Source organism: Marinomonas sp. G8-14 (assembly GCF_055808935.1).
In genome coordinates, this window is the sequence record NZ_CM147891.1 from 1,608,913 (window position 1) to 1,627,141 (window position 18,229).

At 42.3% G+C, this 18,229-nt stretch carries 23 protein-coding genes; 2 read left to right on the forward strand and 21 right to left on the reverse strand.

The features are described from left to right. The first annotated feature begins 120 nt into the window (after positions 1–120). Positions 121–1,074, forward strand: coding sequence for a LysR family transcriptional regulator (locus AC0L6V_RS08300; protein WP_409419658.1), 954 nt, complete (start codon positions 121–123; stop codon positions 1,072–1,074). 76 nt (positions 1,075–1,150) lie between these two features. Here the strand turns inward: AC0L6V_RS08300 and can are convergent, their stop codons facing one another. The 6 genes from can to AC0L6V_RS08330 form a co-directional block, all read right to left on the reverse strand. Next, positions 1,151–1,786: a carbonate dehydratase gene (can, locus tag AC0L6V_RS08305; RefSeq protein ID WP_409419659.1), complete on the reverse strand. Its 636-nt coding sequence runs from the start codon at positions 1,784–1,786 to the stop codon at positions 1,151–1,153. Beyond that, the gene (locus AC0L6V_RS08310; protein WP_409419660.1) at positions 1,779–2,636 is read right to left on the reverse strand and encodes a putative RNA methyltransferase; all 858 of its coding nucleotides are present in this window, start codon (positions 2,634–2,636) and stop codon (positions 1,779–1,781) included. Before AC0L6V_RS08310 ends, can begins: the two co-directional genes overlap by 8 nt. 128 nt (positions 2,637–2,764) lie before the next feature. After that, entirely contained in the window at positions 2,765–3,187 is a 423-nt protein-coding gene (locus AC0L6V_RS08315; protein WP_265219284.1) for an EAL domain-containing protein, read from the reverse strand. Beyond that, positions 3,153–4,766, reverse strand: coding sequence for a putative bifunctional diguanylate cyclase/phosphodiesterase (locus AC0L6V_RS08320; protein ID WP_265219283.1), 1,614 nt, complete (start codon positions 4,764–4,766; stop codon positions 3,153–3,155). Before AC0L6V_RS08320 ends, AC0L6V_RS08315 begins: the two co-directional genes overlap by 35 nt. Positions 4,767–4,828: 62 nt before the next feature. Then, positions 4,829–5,689: a DUF1853 family protein gene (locus tag AC0L6V_RS08325; protein WP_265219282.1), complete on the reverse strand. Its 861-nt coding sequence runs from the start codon at positions 5,687–5,689 to the stop codon at positions 4,829–4,831. Next, positions 5,686–6,027 carry a YqcC family protein gene (locus tag AC0L6V_RS08330; protein ID WP_265219281.1) on the reverse strand — a complete coding sequence of 114 codons (342 nt, stop codon included), beginning with the start codon at positions 6,025–6,027 and terminating at the stop codon, positions 5,686–5,688. The genes AC0L6V_RS08325 and AC0L6V_RS08330 overlap by 4 nt, the downstream gene beginning before the upstream one ends. A 130-nt stretch (positions 6,028–6,157) precedes the next feature. Here AC0L6V_RS08330 and AC0L6V_RS08335 point away from each other — a divergent pair, with 130 nt between their 5' ends. Then, positions 6,158–7,228, forward strand: coding sequence for a DUF3549 family protein (locus AC0L6V_RS08335; RefSeq protein WP_265219279.1), 1,071 nt, complete (start codon positions 6,158–6,160; stop codon positions 7,226–7,228). A 117-nt stretch (positions 7,229–7,345) separates the two neighbouring features. On the opposite strand, the gene AC0L6V_RS08340 is transcribed toward AC0L6V_RS08335, so the two are convergent. The 15 genes from AC0L6V_RS08340 to AC0L6V_RS08410 form a co-directional block, all read right to left on the reverse strand. Further along, positions 7,346–7,534, reverse strand: coding sequence for a BrnA antitoxin family protein (locus tag AC0L6V_RS08340; RefSeq protein WP_265219278.1), 189 nt, complete (start codon positions 7,532–7,534; stop codon positions 7,346–7,348). A 12-nt stretch (positions 7,535–7,546) separates the two neighbouring features. After that, positions 7,547–7,858, reverse strand: a complete 312-nt coding sequence (locus tag AC0L6V_RS08345) for a type II toxin-antitoxin system RelE/ParE family toxin (RefSeq protein WP_212918493.1) — start codon at positions 7,856–7,858, stop codon at positions 7,547–7,549. Further along, entirely contained in the window at positions 7,846–8,103 is a 258-nt protein-coding gene (locus AC0L6V_RS08350; RefSeq protein WP_265219276.1) for a type II toxin-antitoxin system Phd/YefM family antitoxin, read from the reverse strand. Before AC0L6V_RS08350 ends, AC0L6V_RS08345 begins: the two co-directional genes overlap by 13 nt. A 128-nt stretch (positions 8,104–8,231) precedes the next feature. Then, the gene (locus AC0L6V_RS08355; protein ID WP_265219274.1) at positions 8,232–8,510 is read right to left on the reverse strand and encodes a hypothetical protein; all 279 of its coding nucleotides are present in this window, start codon (positions 8,508–8,510) and stop codon (positions 8,232–8,234) included. A 480-nt stretch (positions 8,511–8,990) separates the two neighbouring features. Then, complete coding sequence (locus tag AC0L6V_RS08360) at positions 8,991–9,311, reverse strand: NIPSNAP family protein (RefSeq protein ID WP_265219273.1); 321 nt, start codon at positions 9,309–9,311, stop codon at positions 8,991–8,993. Positions 9,312–9,373: 62 nt separating this feature from the next. Then, positions 9,374–9,868, reverse strand: a complete 495-nt coding sequence (locus AC0L6V_RS08365; protein WP_265219271.1) for a DUF1993 domain-containing protein — start codon at positions 9,866–9,868, stop codon at positions 9,374–9,376. Positions 9,869–9,995: 127 nt separating this feature from the next. Next, the gene (locus tag AC0L6V_RS08370; RefSeq protein ID WP_265219270.1) at positions 9,996–10,418 is read right to left on the reverse strand and encodes a hypothetical protein; all 423 of its coding nucleotides are present in this window, start codon (positions 10,416–10,418) and stop codon (positions 9,996–9,998) included. A 72-nt stretch (positions 10,419–10,490) separates the two neighbouring features. Continuing rightward, on the reverse strand, positions 10,491–11,252 hold the full coding sequence (locus AC0L6V_RS08375; RefSeq protein ID WP_265219269.1) for a carbon-nitrogen hydrolase family protein: 762 nt from the start codon (positions 11,250–11,252) through the stop codon (positions 10,491–10,493). Between the two features lie 167 nt (positions 11,253–11,419). Beyond that, complete coding sequence (locus AC0L6V_RS08380) at positions 11,420–11,641, reverse strand: hypothetical protein (RefSeq protein ID WP_265219268.1); 222 nt, start codon at positions 11,639–11,641, stop codon at positions 11,420–11,422. 167 nt (positions 11,642–11,808) lie between these two features. After that, on the reverse strand, positions 11,809–12,606 hold the full coding sequence (locus AC0L6V_RS08385; RefSeq protein ID WP_265219267.1) for a glucose 1-dehydrogenase: 798 nt from the start codon (positions 12,604–12,606) through the stop codon (positions 11,809–11,811). Between the two features lie 555 nt (positions 12,607–13,161). After that, positions 13,162–14,133, reverse strand: coding sequence for a transposase (locus AC0L6V_RS08390; protein WP_265219266.1), 972 nt, complete (start codon positions 14,131–14,133; stop codon positions 13,162–13,164). 348 nt (positions 14,134–14,481) lie between these two features. Then, the gene (locus AC0L6V_RS08395; protein WP_265219264.1) at positions 14,482–14,871 is read right to left on the reverse strand and encodes a hypothetical protein; all 390 of its coding nucleotides are present in this window, start codon (positions 14,869–14,871) and stop codon (positions 14,482–14,484) included. Between the two features lie 91 nt (positions 14,872–14,962). Beyond that, complete coding sequence (locus tag AC0L6V_RS08400; RefSeq protein ID WP_265219263.1) at positions 14,963–15,628, reverse strand: MAE_28990/MAE_18760 family HEPN-like nuclease; 666 nt, start codon at positions 15,626–15,628, stop codon at positions 14,963–14,965. A gap of 1 nt (position 15,629) precedes the next feature. Then, positions 15,630–16,661, reverse strand: coding sequence for a DUF262 domain-containing protein (locus AC0L6V_RS08405; protein WP_265219261.1), 1,032 nt, complete (start codon positions 16,659–16,661; stop codon positions 15,630–15,632). 1,297 nt (positions 16,662–17,958) lie between these two features. Next, entirely contained in the window at positions 17,959–18,219 is a 261-nt protein-coding gene (locus tag AC0L6V_RS08410) for a formyltetrahydrofolate deformylase (RefSeq protein WP_265219260.1), read from the reverse strand. Positions 18,220–18,229: the final 10 nt, after the last annotated feature.

Consider the following 18,229-nt stretch of genomic DNA (forward strand, 5'->3'; position numbering starts at 1 on the left):
ACTAGAGGGCAATCATTATGAGACCTTTGCACAATGTCACAAGCAAAGGTCTCATTCTATTTAGTGGCAAAATACAGTATCATGCAGCCCCAACGTCAGTGGACATGAGCCTCTTCCCTTATGCAGTTAGACAAAATAGATCTCAACTTACTTCGATATTTGGACTCCTTACTTCGGGAGCAGAATGTCACCCACGCCGCCAATCAGTTGGGCATCACTCAGCCAGCGATGAGCAATGGACTAAGACGTTTAAGAGATCTATTCCACGACCCACTTCTAGTAAGAACCAGTGATGGCATGATGCCAACCGCACTCGCCATACAACTGCAACCTCGTGTGCAAAACATTTTACAAGCGGTCGATGAAGTGCTGCACCTAGGCCAAAACTTTGAAGCGGAATCAAGCTCTCGAGTGTTTCGTATTATGGCCAGTGACTACGCAGAAGCCACGCTCATTCCACCGCTGATGAAAAAGCTACAGGATGAAGCACCCAATGTCATACTCGATGTCATGAACCCAAGTGATGTCAGCTTTCACGATGTAGAAAAGGGTAAAGTAGATTTGGTTATCAATCGCTTTGATACCCTGCCACAATCTTTCCACCAAAAGTCCGTTTGGGTGGATCATTTCTCTTGTCTAGTACCGGCCAATTCTGATATTGCCAAAAATTTCTCCTTAGAAATGTACCTTGCTTCCCCGCATGTTTGGGTCAGTAAAACAGGCTTTGGTGTCGGTGTTGGCATTCAGCCAGAAGAAGTGCAAAAACTGGGTTGGGTCGATGGCACCTTGGCGGACTTAGGCTTTAAACGCAATATCCGTCTATTCACACGCAACTATAATGTCGCCATGCGCGCTACAGAACAACTGGGACTCATTGCCACACTGCCATCGTTGGCCACACGCCTTATGAAAGGCAATCAAAGTGTTGTGGTGCTACCGCCACCGTTTGACATTCCACCAGTGGAATTGAAAATGCTATGGAGCCCATTATTACAACATGATCCAGGACACATTTGGCTGCGCTCCACTATTGCAGGATGCGCCCGCACTATTGCTGAAAACAACAATTTATAATCGACCGTCTTACGTCTGATTCATAAAAAAACGAGGCTCTTGGCTCGTTTTTTTATCTCGCTGCAATACGCCACATCTATGACATATTGTTCAACTGCTGTATCGACTCTTCTGCATTAGAAACGGTTCTTTTCAAATCCGTAATATGCCCATTATCTATACTGTAACACCAACCATGCACATGCAATTCTTGACCGATTTTCCAAGCGTTTTGCACGATACTGCTCTGGCAAACGTTCGCCACTTGCTCTACCACATTTAACTCACACATACGATCAAAACGCGCGTGCTCATCTTCAATGCTATCCAACTCGTCACGATGCAAGCGATAAACATCTTTAATATGACGCAGCCAGTTGTCTATCATACCGTGCTCTTCCGTCCCCATGGCCGCTTTGATACCACCGCAACCATAATGCCCCACCACCATGATGTGTTTCACTTTTAACACATCCACAGCGAACTGAATAACAGACAGACAATTTAAGTCTGTATGCACCACTACATTGGCAATATTACGATGAACAAAGACTTCGCCAGGTAAAAGATCCACTATTTGATTGGCAGGAACGCGGCTATCGGCACAACCAATCCAAAGATATTCCGGCTTTTGTTGTTTCGATAAGGTAGAAAAAAATTCTGGGTCCTCTGCCGTCACCTTGGCCGCCCATTCTCTATTTTTATTAAACAGCTCATCTAAATGACTAGACATAATTCACTTCCTTTATTTCCTTTCGATACCAACGCAGCTTAATGTCCGCCGTCAGTGTAATAGAGTTAAGCTGCTTTACCGCCTCGCGGCCATCATAGGAAGCCTTATGAATGTGAGGCGTCATGCTCAACAATTGTTGAATGTGCAACTGGGAATCCAGAGTAAAAGTAAAGCGTTCAGCCTGCTCATGTAGCAACTCAAAGCCCGACACACCCGACGCAAATGTGGCTTTATACTCATAAATGGATGGATAAAGTAATTTACGTAACTCAATCAAGTGATCGGCACCAGACTCCACCAGCAATAACACACCATGATCACTTAATACCCGAGAAAACTCTGTAAATACGGGAAAGCCAAACAAGCACAGCACCGCATCAAAGCGTTCCTTTGGCATCGGCAAACCGGCATTACTGGCTACCAGCCAGCTGATATCTTTATCGCGTTTACTAGCGGCCGTGACCGCCCATTTGGAAATATCCAACCCCATACGTTCAGCATAGATACCTTGGCCTGACAAGGCACGGCCGAGCTCACTAAGGTAATAGCCCTCCCCACACCCAGCGTCAAGAATACGAACACCGCTGTGTAAGTTTTCTTTTGGCCAAGACGAGAGAATTGCCTGAACGATAGGCAGATAGTGGTGTTGATTGAGAAAAGCATGGCGTGAAGCCACCATTTCCTTGCTGTCGCCTGGGTCTTTAGAACGTTTGTTTTGTACTGGAAGAAGATTGACATAGCCAGTTTTGGCCAAATCATAAGTGTGTCCGTGTTGACAAATTAAGCTGCGCTCGCGTCTTTGCAAGGGCGCAGAATCTATCGGACAAGAAAGATTTTCAAGCGTCGACACAATGTATCCATAGTTGATTAATAAGCGCTATTAACGATAAGGATAACCTATTAGTGGGATACTGAACACGAAAAAAAGCGCTGCCATAATGCTTTCTTATTTCGGCCATTCATTCTAACCAGCCCTTGCTAAGCGACAACATTATGGCTATCAAGATAGACAAGAAAATCATCACTACTCAAGGGTTTAGAAAACAAATACCCCTGCACTTCTTGACAATGATATTTATTCAACACATCTACCTGGCCGCGGTTTTCGACGCCTTCTGCAATCACTTTTAGATTCAGGCTATTTGCCATAGCAATGGTGGCTTTAACAATGGCGTCATTATCACTGTCCAACCCCAAATCATGAATAAAAGAACGATCGATTTTTAACGTTTGAATAGGGAATTTTTTCAAATAAGCCAATGAAGAATAGCCCGTACCAAAATCGTCAATTGATAAGGTTAAGCCGAGCTTACGAAAGCTGTGCAGTTTTTCAATCGATTGCTGTGCATCGACCATCAACATGCTTTCAGTGAGCCTCAAGTTCGAAATATTTCGAATCAACGCCCGTTTCTTCAAGGACTCGCTCAACCATATCAACCAAATCTGCCTGCATAAATTGCCGACTGGATAAATTGACCGACAATTTGATATCAGGATAACCCGCTTTGCGCCATTCCTGTAACTGACGACACGCCCTGCGAATGACCCATTCCCCTAAAGGCAGAATAAGACCACTCTCTTCTGCTAAAGGAATAAATTGATCTGGGCTAATCATGCCAAGCTCAGGATGAATCCAACGAATAAGGGCTTCGGCGCCCACTACCGTCTCATCTGGAAGGCGAATTTTAGGCTGATAGTGCAAAATAAATTGCTCTTCTTCTATCGCTTTTCGCAACCCACCGCCCAATGTTAAATACGCATCAATATTCTCTGCCATGCTATTTTGATAGACAAAACACATATTATGGCCCATGGATTTTGCACGATACATAGCAGCATCGGCATTTTTCAGTAGATGATCCACGTTGTCAGCATGTTGAGGGTAACTGGCAATACCAATACTGGCGGTGATCATCATTTCCATTTTGGCCACAGGGTAAGTATTGCTGGCATTCTGCATAATACTTTCAGCAATGCTTTCTAATTCTGCAATAGAATTCGTATTCTCAAGCACCACAACAAATTCATCGCCGCCCAAACGATATAAACACGCTCCAGAAGGGATACTGTCTTTGATACGTTCCGCCACGCGTTGAATCAGCTCGTCACCGACCCGATGACCAAAATTGTCATTAATGACTTTAAAACCATCTAAATCCAAATACAAAAGACCAAACTGTCGATGACGCTTACGGGCATTAATCAGCGCACTTTCTAACTGATGATAAAGCAAATTACGATTGGGCAAATTGGTTAAACCATCGTAATTATTAAGACGATAAAGCGCCACCTCATGATCTCGCTCTTCTTGAATATCATGAGTTAACAGATAAATCATGTTCGTTGAGGGATGATAAGACACTTCTATCTTATGCCAGCGTATTCCATTTTGTGTCGCCAGCCGAATTTCTTGGAATAAATTTTCTTGATGAGCAAGACGACGAATAAAACTATTAGCCGCACCAGACACAGCAAACAAATCTCGAACGTGCTGAATGACACCAAAATGCGCAATAAAATGCTCACTGGCTTCAAGATACTGACCATATTGATCAAAAATAGCGAAAGACAAACTTCGAAACTGCGCCAACAAACCGGCATGATGAACAATAATAGAGTCATCCTGAACAACAGAAACAGCATCGTAATGCGAGACCGGGTGTGCCTCAACAAACAACCCTTTTCGCGCGTCCTCTAGAGCAATGACCGAGCCACGAACCTGATACTCAACCCCATCCTTGGACGTAAATGGCCACTTAAAGGGTAAGCTTTCACCAATATCAAGCGACGCTAAATGAAGTGACAAACGTTCTCTTAATCCACTCGGAATAGCACGTTGCCCCAATTTAATGTCCTTCAGAGAGCCAATTAACAAGGCTTCAGCCGCTTCATTACAGCACGGTACACTTGATTGCTCTACGTCTATAATCCACGCGGCTAATGGCATTTTAGCCTGCAGTAACTTTGATAAATCGGTCATCTACTTTTTAATACTACTAGTTTGTAAAGCAACTAAAGTGCATCTTAATATTGGACTCTGTTTCACCATGAATCTGGCACAATAAATACATTTCTATTATTTTCAGCATGACGCACAGCTCGCCATAAAAGTACATGTTTGGGGCGACTGTCATGTAGGAATTCGCTTACAAGATTGTAGGCAGATTGTAGAGAATTGAAAGTGAAATTATCAGTTATATTTTGATTCGCCAACCAATGAGGCTTTTGTAAGATAGAAAAATAAGAAAAATACGGCGTTAGCAACGCCATTTGGGACACCCGTATCCAGCCACCATGCTCAGTTTGACTCAACCACTTCTCCACATCCTGCTGATGATTAAGAGCAAGATACAAACGCCCAAATATCAACAAACTGGTCTGCGGCACACGATCTCTAGCAAACTCGGCAATGGCAGAAAAACCTTCTTGCGTTTGTAAAATCTGTAACTGATGCTCTCTGGCTCTGGTGACCTTTTTTAATAAGCTATCATTTTTATTTGGCCCAATCCAATCATGGGGAAAAAGATCGGGACGCTCTAAATAAAATTTAACGGCGATTTCAAATTGATGGAGCACTCCGTCAGGTGTCTCCACCAACATATCCACTTCGCCCAGCGTCTTTCCTGACGCCGTTATTTGAAAATGTTCGCGAATAACCGTTAAACAAGACAAATGTTCTATCGCATACGAAAACAGACTTTCAAAGTAGCTGCCCAAAAAATGTGACTTACATTCAGCAAGGGCATTAATCAATGGCGCAGGCATCTGATCCAGTGCCAATAACCGCGCTTCAACATCGGCCACCCAATAGGCTTCGAGGTAAAAATCTCGCTCGATATAATGCCCTTCCACCAACCAAGCAAGGTCTTTTACCAAAGGATGATGAAGCTGATCAGAAATCACAATGCGCCACTTAAATGTTGATCGATGCGATTCAAACAATTGACAAGATGCGCAACGTTGGCTGAAGGCTTATGTTTAAACGCCTCTTCCGCCATGGGAGAAATATGACAGCGCACAGGCAAATCACTCCCAGTGGCTAACAAGGTTTTAAAACGCTCTATCATCACAAATCGCAACCACTGCTCAAACCGCATCGTATCAATACAAAAAGGCTCTGTACTCTGTAAGGCCTCGTTACTTGGCGTACCACATTCCCAAACACCACAATCTTGCATCGCCATTTGCAAGTCCATCAACAAATCCGCCAACACATGATGGTCAGAAAAGGCTTTTTTCAACCTGATTTCTCCTCTAAAAAACGGTAAGATAACGCATCTTTTTATGTAACTTTCTCTTTATATAACTGTCTTTTATTCAACAAAGGGCGCCCACTGCGCCCTTACTTGCAAAACGAATCCATACTTTATCATGAACAAAATAGAATCGCTTTCTGACTTATTTGATATGGTCGGATGTGATGTGAGCTACTACGACCTAGGACGCAACATCACCAAAATCACTCCGCAGCAAGCCATACAGTTCGATCGCAAACAGCAAGCCTACCCTTTTCCCTTTCGCCAACACGCTTGGCTAGCTTGCCTGTTAACATCAAAAGACACAGCCAAAAAAGACAGTGCCAATGCTGGCGTCATTTGGTTTGTTAAACTGCCGCTCGACGAAGCAGGTTGCCTAAATCTTGGTACGCGAGATCACTTCATCAAAAGTATTGTCGATAAAATACTGCACAAAGGCGAAGAAGCTGGCTTATCCGAAGCCCTCGAAGACAACCCTTATGTCTTCAAGCCAGATCAAGAACGCATGGCCAGTTTTCACGCTATTCTTGGCAAAGATCTTCACAAAGCCCCTTCGCACTACTTTGACGACGTGGTTAAACACCTGTCATCGGACGTAAACAAACAAGACGACAGCTGGCAAACACTCGGGCTGCAAGGCATTGCCGAACTCGCCGCCAGAGTAGACGAAGACACATACCAAGTGCTCATACAAAAAGCCATTCAACACGCCGCCAAGCCCGTTGTCAGCGCCCTATGCCATGCTCTTGAGCACGAAACGCTGTCAAGTCAGCTACAAGAAACGCTGATTGCGCAACTGCAAACGGAGCAAGACGCACTCATGCAAGCAAGCTACCTACGCGCCTTATCCAGAGCAGAGTTAAACAATACATTGTTATTACCACTGTTTGGTTTGCTCGGCAGTCTAACAGAATGCCAAGACAACGACCTTCACCCCATTGCTGCTCTCGCCGCAAAATGCCCCCATTGGCTGGGTCAAAACCCACAGCTACTGCGTATTATCATGGAAAAACTGGCGCACCGAGAAGACGGCTACATCGCTTTCAGACAAATCGCCGCCGAACTGAGCCAACACCCTGAAGCCAAACAACCCCTTTGGAGCTTGTTACGCAGCGGCCACGTCAGCCCGAAACTGGCCCAAGCGGTAAGTTATTTATTCACACAAACGCCCACATCGGTACAGTGATGAGAAATAGTTAGTAACGAAAAGAATAGAGTCTGTGGCGTTTTACATAGAAAAAAACGCTTCAGACTTTGGTTTTTTGAAATGAGTGAAATGGCTTACTGCCATGCTATCTTCAAGTCACGGCGTGACTGCGCACAATCCCCTTAAATACAGGTTAATTAAGCTTTGATAAGGAATGCCCTTATCATCTGCCAAAGCCTTAAAATACTCAACAGTATCTTCATCAAGCCTTATCGTAACCTGCTTCTTAAGCTTTTTAGCGTAAGGGTTTTTGACTGAATTTGAAAAATCATAATGATCACGCATAGCGATAATCCTCTAGTTCTCATCCGTAGTAGACAATAAATACTTGCGTAAATCTCTTTCTTGCCTCAACAGATGAAGGATATAGACTGAATCGTTATCAACTTTGTAGAAAACACGGCAAGGATTCACTACCACTTCTCGATAATTTAGAGTCGAAATTTCTTCAGGGATTCTACCGGAGTCAGGAAATTGTTCGAGTCTCTGCACCTTACTGAAAACATTTTCTACTAATTGCCTCGCAGCGTACGGATTACTCACTGCAATATACTCAGCAATATCGTTCAGATTATTCAGTGCTGGCTCAGTCCAAATTATTTGAGCCATTTACTCATTTTCTCTTTGGCTTGCGACATATCCATTGTTCTACCTTCACGGATGGCCTGTTCGCCCTTCGCAATACCTTCCAAGATATTCATCCGTTCCACCATCAACTCGTAATCAGCAACATCAAGCAAATAAGCTGATGGCTGACCATGCTCGGTTATGAGAATAGGCTCTTTTGACTCACGCAAGTCAGCAAGCAGCTTCGTTGCCTGCCTCTTTAATGTAGTAACGACTTCGGTTCTCATAGCGACACCTCAGATTAAAATGTATCACTATAGTATCACTCCAATTTAAAAAGAACTAATGCCCACATAAAAGACGAACAGTAGCGAGTCCAGCCCACGCTTTTTGTTGGCGATTTTTCATGTGCTTGTTATGTATTGTCATCTGGCTTGTAAAAATGTGGTTCGTGTATTTGAGGGTTTACCTCGTAAATTCCATCCATTTCTTTTGGCCTAAGCTCAGGATAACGTTCCCATAAAGGCTGTAGCATCTCTAAGAACAGCTCTCCCATAACTTTCCCTGCGCTTGATCTATAAGATTCAAAATTTTCTTTTGTATCCTTATCCATAACGAAACGCACGCTTTGGTCAAGCTTTCCTGACACTTGCATTAGTAGAACACTTAGTTCTTCAGCTTCCTTCTTATTCATTTAGATCTCCGTATATGAGCGATTTATTATGTGTTTCTCTTACTGCAAGAATCTTTTGCAAACAATTTAAATACTAAAAGTATCGGCAACAAAACAACTGACCAAATAGTTGATAGAAATAGGATTGCGATGAGTATGGATATGCCGCCTCCCTCAAGCTCAAAATTAATGGCGTATGCGGTAACCAAAGACAACACCACACATAAAAAAGTCATTTTAATAGGTGGGAAGTAATACTTTTCAGGAAGCCATTTAGCCGACAATGACCAGATCAGCAAACATGGCCCTGCCGAAAGACATGCTAATAAAGCGATGATTCCTGCGAATATCAATATTTCCAATTAGTGAACTCTCCCTGACACATAACGCCCGCTCAAATGGTGAACAACACTATCCCAACACTCAACTGTTATCCTATAAACGCAGGAGCCAAATAAACCCAAAACCACCAAGTGTTGAGAATCCGACTTGAAAGGTTTGTTATACGTTGCTTCCCTGCCCAAGCACTGGTCTGAAAAAACTACGTTCGTAGCTAATAATACAGTCGACTTTATCTGCAAACTTAAAAACCTCAATACACTCGGGATCATTTAAAGATTTAAGACGATACTCTTCATATACAGATAAGCTTTCAAATGTGAACAAAGCTAGAGCTATATTATTCGCACCTTCTGACGGTAGGAAATAGCCATTGTGTTGACCACCGAACTTCTCAACAAGTGGAATCCACATTCTTGCGTATTCTTCAAATTCTTTAACCTTTTTCGGGTCAATCACGTACCTGACATAGCAAGTAATCATAAAATTTAAATCTTTCTAATAGCCTAATTTAATACTCAATGTATAACACCAAGCAGCCATGCTTAACTACTTACAAAACTAAAGCCTACAGGGTAAGAATGAAGACCATCAAAATCGCCTTTACTCACCGCTACGCCCTTGCTTTTAGCGATAGCGTAAACCATCCCCATATGAAAGAAGTAATTAGGCACTATGTATTGATGAATAAAATCTGACTGGCACAGCTGAACTTCTGAAAAACCCGCTTTATCATTCAAAACTTTACTATCATCAAAAAAACAAATATCAGGAAGCTTTTCTAACAGTTCTCTCGTTTCAATGATTTGACGAACAACGGCGGCTTTCCCTACCTCATCCGACATTAATGAAACAGCCTCTTTCCCCAGCAGCGGGTAATACCCTCTTAACACAAAATTGGCTGCAATTTTTGCGTTCATTTCAAGCGAAAACATATCATCCGCTAAAGACTCAGAGAACAGTTCAGGGGGCACTTTATTAACAATCGTCTCCAACTGTAATAAGTAGCCCTTGAATAATTGTTTAATGGTACGACTCATTAGTAACTCTAAGCCTCCTTGATAGAATGTGACCTGACAAACATTCACCCAACAGATCATGTAAATTTTATTAGGACACGCATGTTAAAAACCTTGTAAATACTGACTTTCTAAAGTGCGTGTCTTCTTAACGTTTGATAGTTTTGAGTCCAATATACCACTTGGGCTGCATGGCATTAAAATCGGTTCGAATGTTAGAGGTCAAATAACTAGCAGAATCGAGAACAAGGTCTCGCCCATCCACACGTTTAAAAACAACCCAGTGCCAAAAATCTCTCCCCTCTTCCTGATGATGTTTAATAGCCAACAACGCCAGATCAGGCAATGCGCCCCAAGATTCAAATAGAATTTCATTCTCAGTAGCCTCAACACCAACACGAGACAACATATGTCGAACATATTGCGTATCCGACCACAGCGATGTATCAGAAGCATAAATACCCATTGAATTCGCTAATGCCTTCATCTCCGCGTAACTTTTACCAACAACATTAGCCACAGAAGCAATCCCGCATCCTGTGGTTTCTTCTTGTATAATGGGACTAATCACAGCCGCTCCTTTTGCGCACAACGCCAGTATGCAAATATTCACCAACTACATGCTGATCTTTTTGTCTCAATATCATATTTTGATAGCGTCTATCTTGTGGTCGGCCATTGCACATAAAACGAGGCAAGGCTCTTTCGACTCCGAACTGAAAACACGCTCTCCACTTGCATTCCAAATTGAGTTATTACCGCATGAGGACCAACCGCCCGTTGTAGATATATGGTTGCTCAAAAGCACAGGAAAACCATGTATCGCTGCGATGGAGGACAACATTTTGGCGTCCGCTTCAAAGCCACGTTCAGATATTAAAGCGCTGGCAATGTATATATCAGCACCCAGTTCGCGTGCTTTTTGAGCGTGTTCTGGCGACGCAAAATCCGCGCATATCGCCAATGCAATTCGATAACCATTTACAGTGAAAACGTAGTCAGCTGCACCGCTCGAACAATGCTTACCCTCGCCTTCATGCAAATACTGCTTAGCATAGAACTCTCGTGCCCCATCAGGAAAACAAATAACCGCTCCGATGGTTGGTTTGGCGTCCCTTCCCGATGTAAGAGTGACTTTAAGAGGGCACCCTGCGAGAACAATAATGTTGTGATCTACTGCCGCTTGAGATAACGCTTCGAACACATGTGATGTTTCAGATAAAGCCAGTTCTTGAGCAAGTTCAAGCTCATAGCCCGTCAAAGATAACTCAGGAAACACCACCACATCAGCTTTGCATGATGAAGACTGCTCAATCATCTTAATATGCTGTGCGAGATTTTCTGTCACATCACCTTTAACAACAGGAACCTGAGCCAAACTGATACGGATACTTGTTTTCAACATCTCTCCTTAACGTACTTCAATTGATAACGGCTTTTTTGAAAAATCGATTTGATAAGCACACGCATGTTAAAAACCTTTTAAATGCTGGCTTTCTAAAGTGCGTGACTTATTAACGGCAATATACTCAGCAATATCGTTCAGACTATTCAGTGCTGGCTCAGTCCAAATTATTTGAGCCATTTACTCATTTTATCTTTGGCTTGCGACATATCCATTGTTCGACCTTCACGGATGGCCTGCTCGCCCTTCGCAATACCTTCCAAGATCTTCATACGTTCCACCATCAGCTTCTGTTCCTGATTTACGCGGCGAGCAGAAGAAAGATCTAGGTCATCAACCATGTCTTCCTGGCCTTCCTCAAATTTTTTATCGAAGTCTTTAGCTTTCATAAAGCTCAATCTCCTTATTGCGGGAACGCCTGACTGAAATTAGACGAATACGAGCATCCCTGTAAGTGACGACAGCCGACAGACCGTAAAACGAACGACAAATTTTATGCGTTACTCCCCTGTATAAAATCTATCTATGTAAATAGTGAGATCAACGTTGTTAAACATTATTTTGCAGGCGTTCCGGCTGAACCTGCAAGAATGCCACCGTCAATATTTATCTCTGTTCCTGTCAAATAGCCAGATTCATCTGAAGCCAACATGACAGCAACACAAGCGACTTCCTCAGGTAAACCAAAACGCCTAAGCGGTGTATCTTGAACAAAAGCGGCCATATTCGCTTCACGTTCAGGCCCATCACCCAGCATCGGTTCCCACATAGGCGTCAGAATTGCAGCAGGGTGAATGGAATTACACCGCACTTTTAAGCCTTGCTGTGCGCAGTACAAGGCGACACTTTTTGTATGATTTCGCACTGCCGCTTTACTGGAAGCATAGGCCGCGGCCGTTGGAATACCGACGATGCCAGAGCGTGAGGATATATTAATAATGGACCCTTTCTGTGTGGCACGCATGGCTTTAATGGCATACTTACATCCTAAAAATACCCCATCAAGGTTTGTCTCATGTACTTTGCGCCAAGCGTCTAAGGTTGCATTCTCTGGATCATGCGGGACGAAGCCCTCTTCGAAGCCAGTAATGCCAGCATTGTTAACGACAATATCAAGCCGACCATGTACATCGATTATTTTCCCAATAAGCTTCTGCCACGCTCCTTCGTCGCGAACATCTAACAAAGCAAACTGGGCAGATTGACCAATGGATAGCGCTACTTGCAGCCCATTGTCCTGATCAATATCCGTGACATAAACAAAGGCACCTTCCTGAGCAAAATGTCGAACAATTGACTCACCAATCCCTTTAGCAGCCCCAGTGACTAAAGCCACCTTTCCTTCGAGTCTCATAATGTCTCCTATTAAAGCCTGATACTCCCAACTACCGCTGATTTTTATTAGATGATAATAAGGCGTATCGCTTACACTGATTTGTTAACTTCTTGGCCGCGGCATAACTGCCCACCTCTCTTCCTGAAAATTGATACTATATAATTACAATGCATCAAGTCGAAAAGGGGCTTACCAAGACACCCACGTTAAACACTGACCTAATAATTCAAATACAACATAGGGCTTATCCAATTGATCAACGTACCTAAAGTGAGTAATACTATCTTCCTTCTCAACTTTATAGATTTTTTGATGTAGATGCTCGTCAGCCACAAATACTGAGGAATGAGTATTTATAAGGGGCTTACCAAGACACCCACGTTAAACACTGATATTTATCATACAAAACCACCTTCTCAAGAGATAGTACTTATATGGAGTTCATCTTTTATCGTTTTGGTAAGGAGCAATTCACTACTAAAAGGCTAGTTATTAGGTTGTTAGGCGAGTAAATTTACTAATATATGATTAGTAAAGAAAGACGATGAATGGTGGATGGTGGATGGAATGAAGCTAGGCGAGTAGTCGGTTATGACTGGATCTTGGTTTTCTATTTAGTTTGTTTGAATCACAATAATGAGCAATGGAATGTTCAGCACCAACCACAGCACCCGTTCTTGCGCCAAATTCTGTTGCAATACACAGCCAATTTTCTGAGGATATGTTGAGTCGTTGAAGAATCGGTAACAATGAAGCGTCTATCGCACCTCGTTTATCTTCTCGGATGATTCGCCCAGTCATATCAACCAACTCAAGGTAATCTGACAATTCAAAAGGTAGACCATCTGGCATGCTTTCTCTGGGGTTACCAACAAAAGGATAAAGCAACTTTGGTTGCTTTTGATGCCTTGCAGCGGTCACACGTTTTTTAACACTGGTGAATTCTGAGGTTTCTGGTGTCTGGCTTATTTTTGCTCTCAATGGGTTAAGATCAACATAGGCCATACAAGCCACTAATGCCGATTCATCTAGAAGAGCCTGAGACTTAAATCGCCCCTCCCAGAACCGACCTGTACATTGGTCTTCAAAATTCGCTTGGCGAGCAATAGGTTCATTCAATTCCCTCATAAACCAGCTAATGTCTGTAAGACGATTTCTAAAGGTTTCGGCAGACGATTCCACCAACGTCATAGCATAGTCAGGCAATGACTCACCTCGTACAAATTGCTGAGTAAACACGGTGCCTTTATGTAACTTATGCCACCTTTGCAGAACCTCTAATGTAGACCACTTCGCGGCTTTTTCTGTATTGATATGCAACACCACATGAAGATGGTTACTCATTACCGCATAGGCACAAACATCGATAGCAAAGACACCGGCTAAAAATAACAAACGCTTTTCAACCCAGCCACGACGGTGCTCAAAGCTTGCACCAGAGACAGGATCTTCTCCACACAAAAACGCCCTACGAACACAGCGTGAAACACAGTGATAGTAAGGCGTATCTTGTAAACTAACTTGCTGACTTCTGGCTCTTGGCATGACGAAACCTCTCTTCCATGAGAAAAAACAATACTGGCTAAATATACAGTATTGTTTTTAGCTGTCAAATTTGTGTGGGTGTCTTGTTAGTCCACGCGCATGTTAAAAACCTTGTAAATGCTGGCTTTCTGAGGTGCGTGTGTTTTTAACGGATAATTATTATTTTTAGCTACCAAGTTTATGTGGGTGTCTTGTTAGTCTTGAAAACCAATAAGAGCACTGAACACCCAATACTACTATTAGTGATGGGACAATGATTGATATCGCCACCCACTTTAAATTACTTACTCAGCTCTATCCTTGAATTCTGTCCAGTGGAGCGAAGCGGAACGATGTTTGACCGCTTTGTTATAGCTTTTTAACTTGGCGCAAACCAAAAAACCAAGCCGTAAATGCGACCACAAGAGAGTAATAAGCTATTAGTAATGAAAATACAAACTCTCGCGTGAGTAGCGCCACTGTTAGAGCTGGAGCAAGTGCGGCTAGCAATAGAGTTGCTAATGCCAGCTTGTTAAGCAGGCGCAAGAAATACCAAATAATACTGCCGTAAATGATTATGACTATATAGGCAATGCACGCCCCATAAAGACCTACAAATAAAGATTCAAACAGCTTTCTCAGCGAAAATTCACTTGCTATTGAAGCCAAAGCTAAAAGAAAGGTAGCCGGAAATATAGCCAACGGGCCAACAAGAATTCCCCGCCAAAATGCTACTTTAATTTCCTTTTCTCTACTCATTAGTTTGGCCCGAGCATTCGTTGCTATAACACTCACTTCAGCTGCGCCGAACCCGGAGGTTTTGGCGTAAGACTGAAAGTGCTTGTTAGCACTAGGCTACCCCTGAATATTTATAGGCTTTGCTGACGGTTAAACTCTCGAATCCAGCAACAATATGAAAACAAAGAGTCTCTACATCCGCTACCCTTTGCATAAGAGTTTGTGCGGTATACCGTCCTCCAATAGTTACGGCTTTCTCTCTGCCATGTGCAATAGCATTGCGATGATCTTTTATTTCTTTCAAAATCCAAGTGTTTACACCCGTTGGAATAGCTTCACCTGACAAATGAAATATTTGCCAAATGTCTTCAATCTGTTGCTGAGAGATATTAATGCCATCTGTTGGAAAAACAGAATCATCTATAACTGCGGGTTCTGAAGAAAATAAAGCATCGAAAAGCTCTTTTTTCTTATGCCAGACCATTTTTTTGCTGCTGCCCAACAATGCATTAAATTTACTATCCAATACTGTACATAATAAATATTTTTTGAACTCCATTGGCTTTAGTTCTTCTTGTTTTATGAGTTCTAAAAACCTAGAAACAACACTTGTTATCGTGTACTCAATGGAGGAATACATAGAGATAAACAAGAAACCTTTTTGGATTTTCAATAAATCGGAGCTTTGTTCAACCGTTTCCAAACTAGAAATATGGCTGATCAACTCTTTTGATTGATTTAGCCTATCTCTTATCTCTAACTCGATAGTTTGATACATTCTATTTAAACCTATCGTACGCGTACGTAATCCGTGCTTGTAATTTAGGCCTCGAGTTAGTTGCGGAAGATGTTAACTTTGTAAGTTCTTCATCGTTAATCCAATTCGCAACATCTTTGCCAAGAATATTTAGTCCTTCCTCAATAGCATCTGCCGCACCAATAGCTACAGCTTCAAAAAGGTTATAGGGTGTTGTGCTCCTATTTCCCCTTTTTATTCCATCCGGCAATTCGTTTGCTAGAGCCTCAAATGTTTTCTCAAATATAGAACGATTCTTCTTGTAATTGAATGAGGTCGACGCCTCTGCCATATAATCATTAAGAAAGCCGACAACACTATGGTCGAATTTGTCTCTATTATTTTTATATGCAAAGAACTTTAAGATTAACTCGCTCTTAGTGCCATCATTACTTTTTGCTTTAGGAAGGTTTACTACGGTGTTGAAATGTTCATTTTCTGATAACTCAGTAAGGAAGTCATTAAATTGTCCCCTAAATACACAAGCGCGAATTTCTTGATCTGTTAATTTGATACCACCAGTATTTAATCTTTCAAAAAGATCGAAGCGAACTTTTAAATCACTCTTGTCGCTTAAAGTAGTAACTTTCAGTGGTCTCAAGCTGAATTTTAGTTTCAAAGTTTGGGGGAGATCTTTAAAACTCGAGCCATTGAACTCGGTTAGTACATCCAAGCCGTTTAACACTAAATTGGAATCAAAACCAAATTTTTTTAACTGTTCATCAGTTCCAACAAAATGGATTAACGAGTTTAATCTTTGCACACCATCTATTAACTCCCAAGATCCATCCTTGTTTGCTGCCATAAATAGACTTGGCACAGGAATTCCTAAAAGAACTGATTCAATTAGTCTTGATTGATTTTCATGAGGCCACCTAAACTGTCTTTGGTATTCAGGCGCAATGTCGACTATTCCCTCATCTGACATTGAAACTAACTCTTTAACAGATATATCAAACGAGTCGAAATCTACCTTTCGTGTTTCCTGGTCTAACTGATTTACATAATCTTTCATGCTCTTTCCTAAATTCGCGAATTATTCACGATGGTAAAATTAGTAGTGCTAACATCTATGGACACCCCGATTTTTGCAAGTAAAATCAAGATCTAACAAGAACAGTTTTGCAGCCATCTATTCGGATTTTTCGTAAAGCTTTTTTAGCTTTTATCCCTGATGCTATTGCAACGAGCAAACAGCGCTTACTTGGTTCTAATCATTTTGGCGTTTTCAACGAGCAAACAGCGCTTACTTGGTTCTAATCATTTTAGCGTTTTCAACGAAACGATGTTAGTCCCAGAATGTCCCAATCAGGCTTGTCGTTGACTTGTCATTTATTTTTTTAGCTAAGCAAAAATGCGTGTGTTAAATTTAACGTTAGCCAGGGAAAGGGAGAAGGACGTGTTCATTTGATATGAGTTATCTGTTCGTCTTCCCTGACCATTTCTTTACAGAATACAAGAAGCGAAAAGCGAAAACCATATAAATTTTGTGTGTTTTTTTAGTACTTAGATTGTGGTGATACGCAGCAAAGCAATAACACCACCCTAGCTTAATTAGAAGACAATAATTACGTTGTCGGCCTGAAGGCGCGACAATGAAAGCTTCGCTTTCAGCGGCTTTTTTGTTATGGAAAAGCGGTCGTACTTCCCTCATCACGCCCTACGAAAAACCAGCATCACAGATGAAGCCAGTTCGACGCGACGAAGTTGCGCGACTTTATGGCGTTTCAGAGTCAGTTAAAACTCCCTTCCCCCTACCAGCAAAAACAATCTATGCCTTACGATATAACGAGCGTAGGGGAACAGTTATGTGCCTATGATGAAAATCAGGCATTAAAGATCTTAAAGAGACTTTTTGGTTACTTTTGCGGATCTGGGCAAAAGTTACCCGCTCAGCAGAGCGGAACCAAGCTTGCAAACTAGGAAACGCTGAGAAGTAGCGAACAGACTTGAAAATCTAAGAAATAACCCCACCCTAGCCCTCCCCTTGGAAGACATAAGGGGAGGGAATAATTACGTTGTCGGCATAAATGCGCAGCATTTTGGGTGCTGAACGTTGTTTGGTGCTTCGATAAGATAGGTTGTGGCTACGAGGCTTTTATGTCTGATTACGGTCGTGCCTCCCTCATGCAGACCTACGTGGAATGTTGATTTATGAGGATTTACGATGAAAGCAAACGGCGTTTTGATGAGGTAGGCGATAGTTTCGAAGATAAACGCCGTTTGGTTTCATCTGGGCGCTGAATACTTGTCATAAAAAAGGCCCCATTCCTAACGAGAAAAATGGGGCCAAGTTGGTCGTTGGTCTTTTGTTAATGACGAGTCTGTTTGGGATCGTTCATTTCGCGCATGCGTTTGCGGTGTTCGATAAATTCGTCACTCAGCATGTAGTCGCCTTGTTCGGTATAGTCTAGTGCCCCTCGGTTGACGAGTGCGTCTAGGGTTTTGGGTAATACCTTTTGTCGGCGTTCGCCTTTGATAAAGTAGAATTGTTCGCCCATTTGGATCAATTTAAAACCAGATTCTAAATAGCCAACACATAGGTTCTGAGTTGGCGTTAATTTGAGTTTCATTCGTCACCTC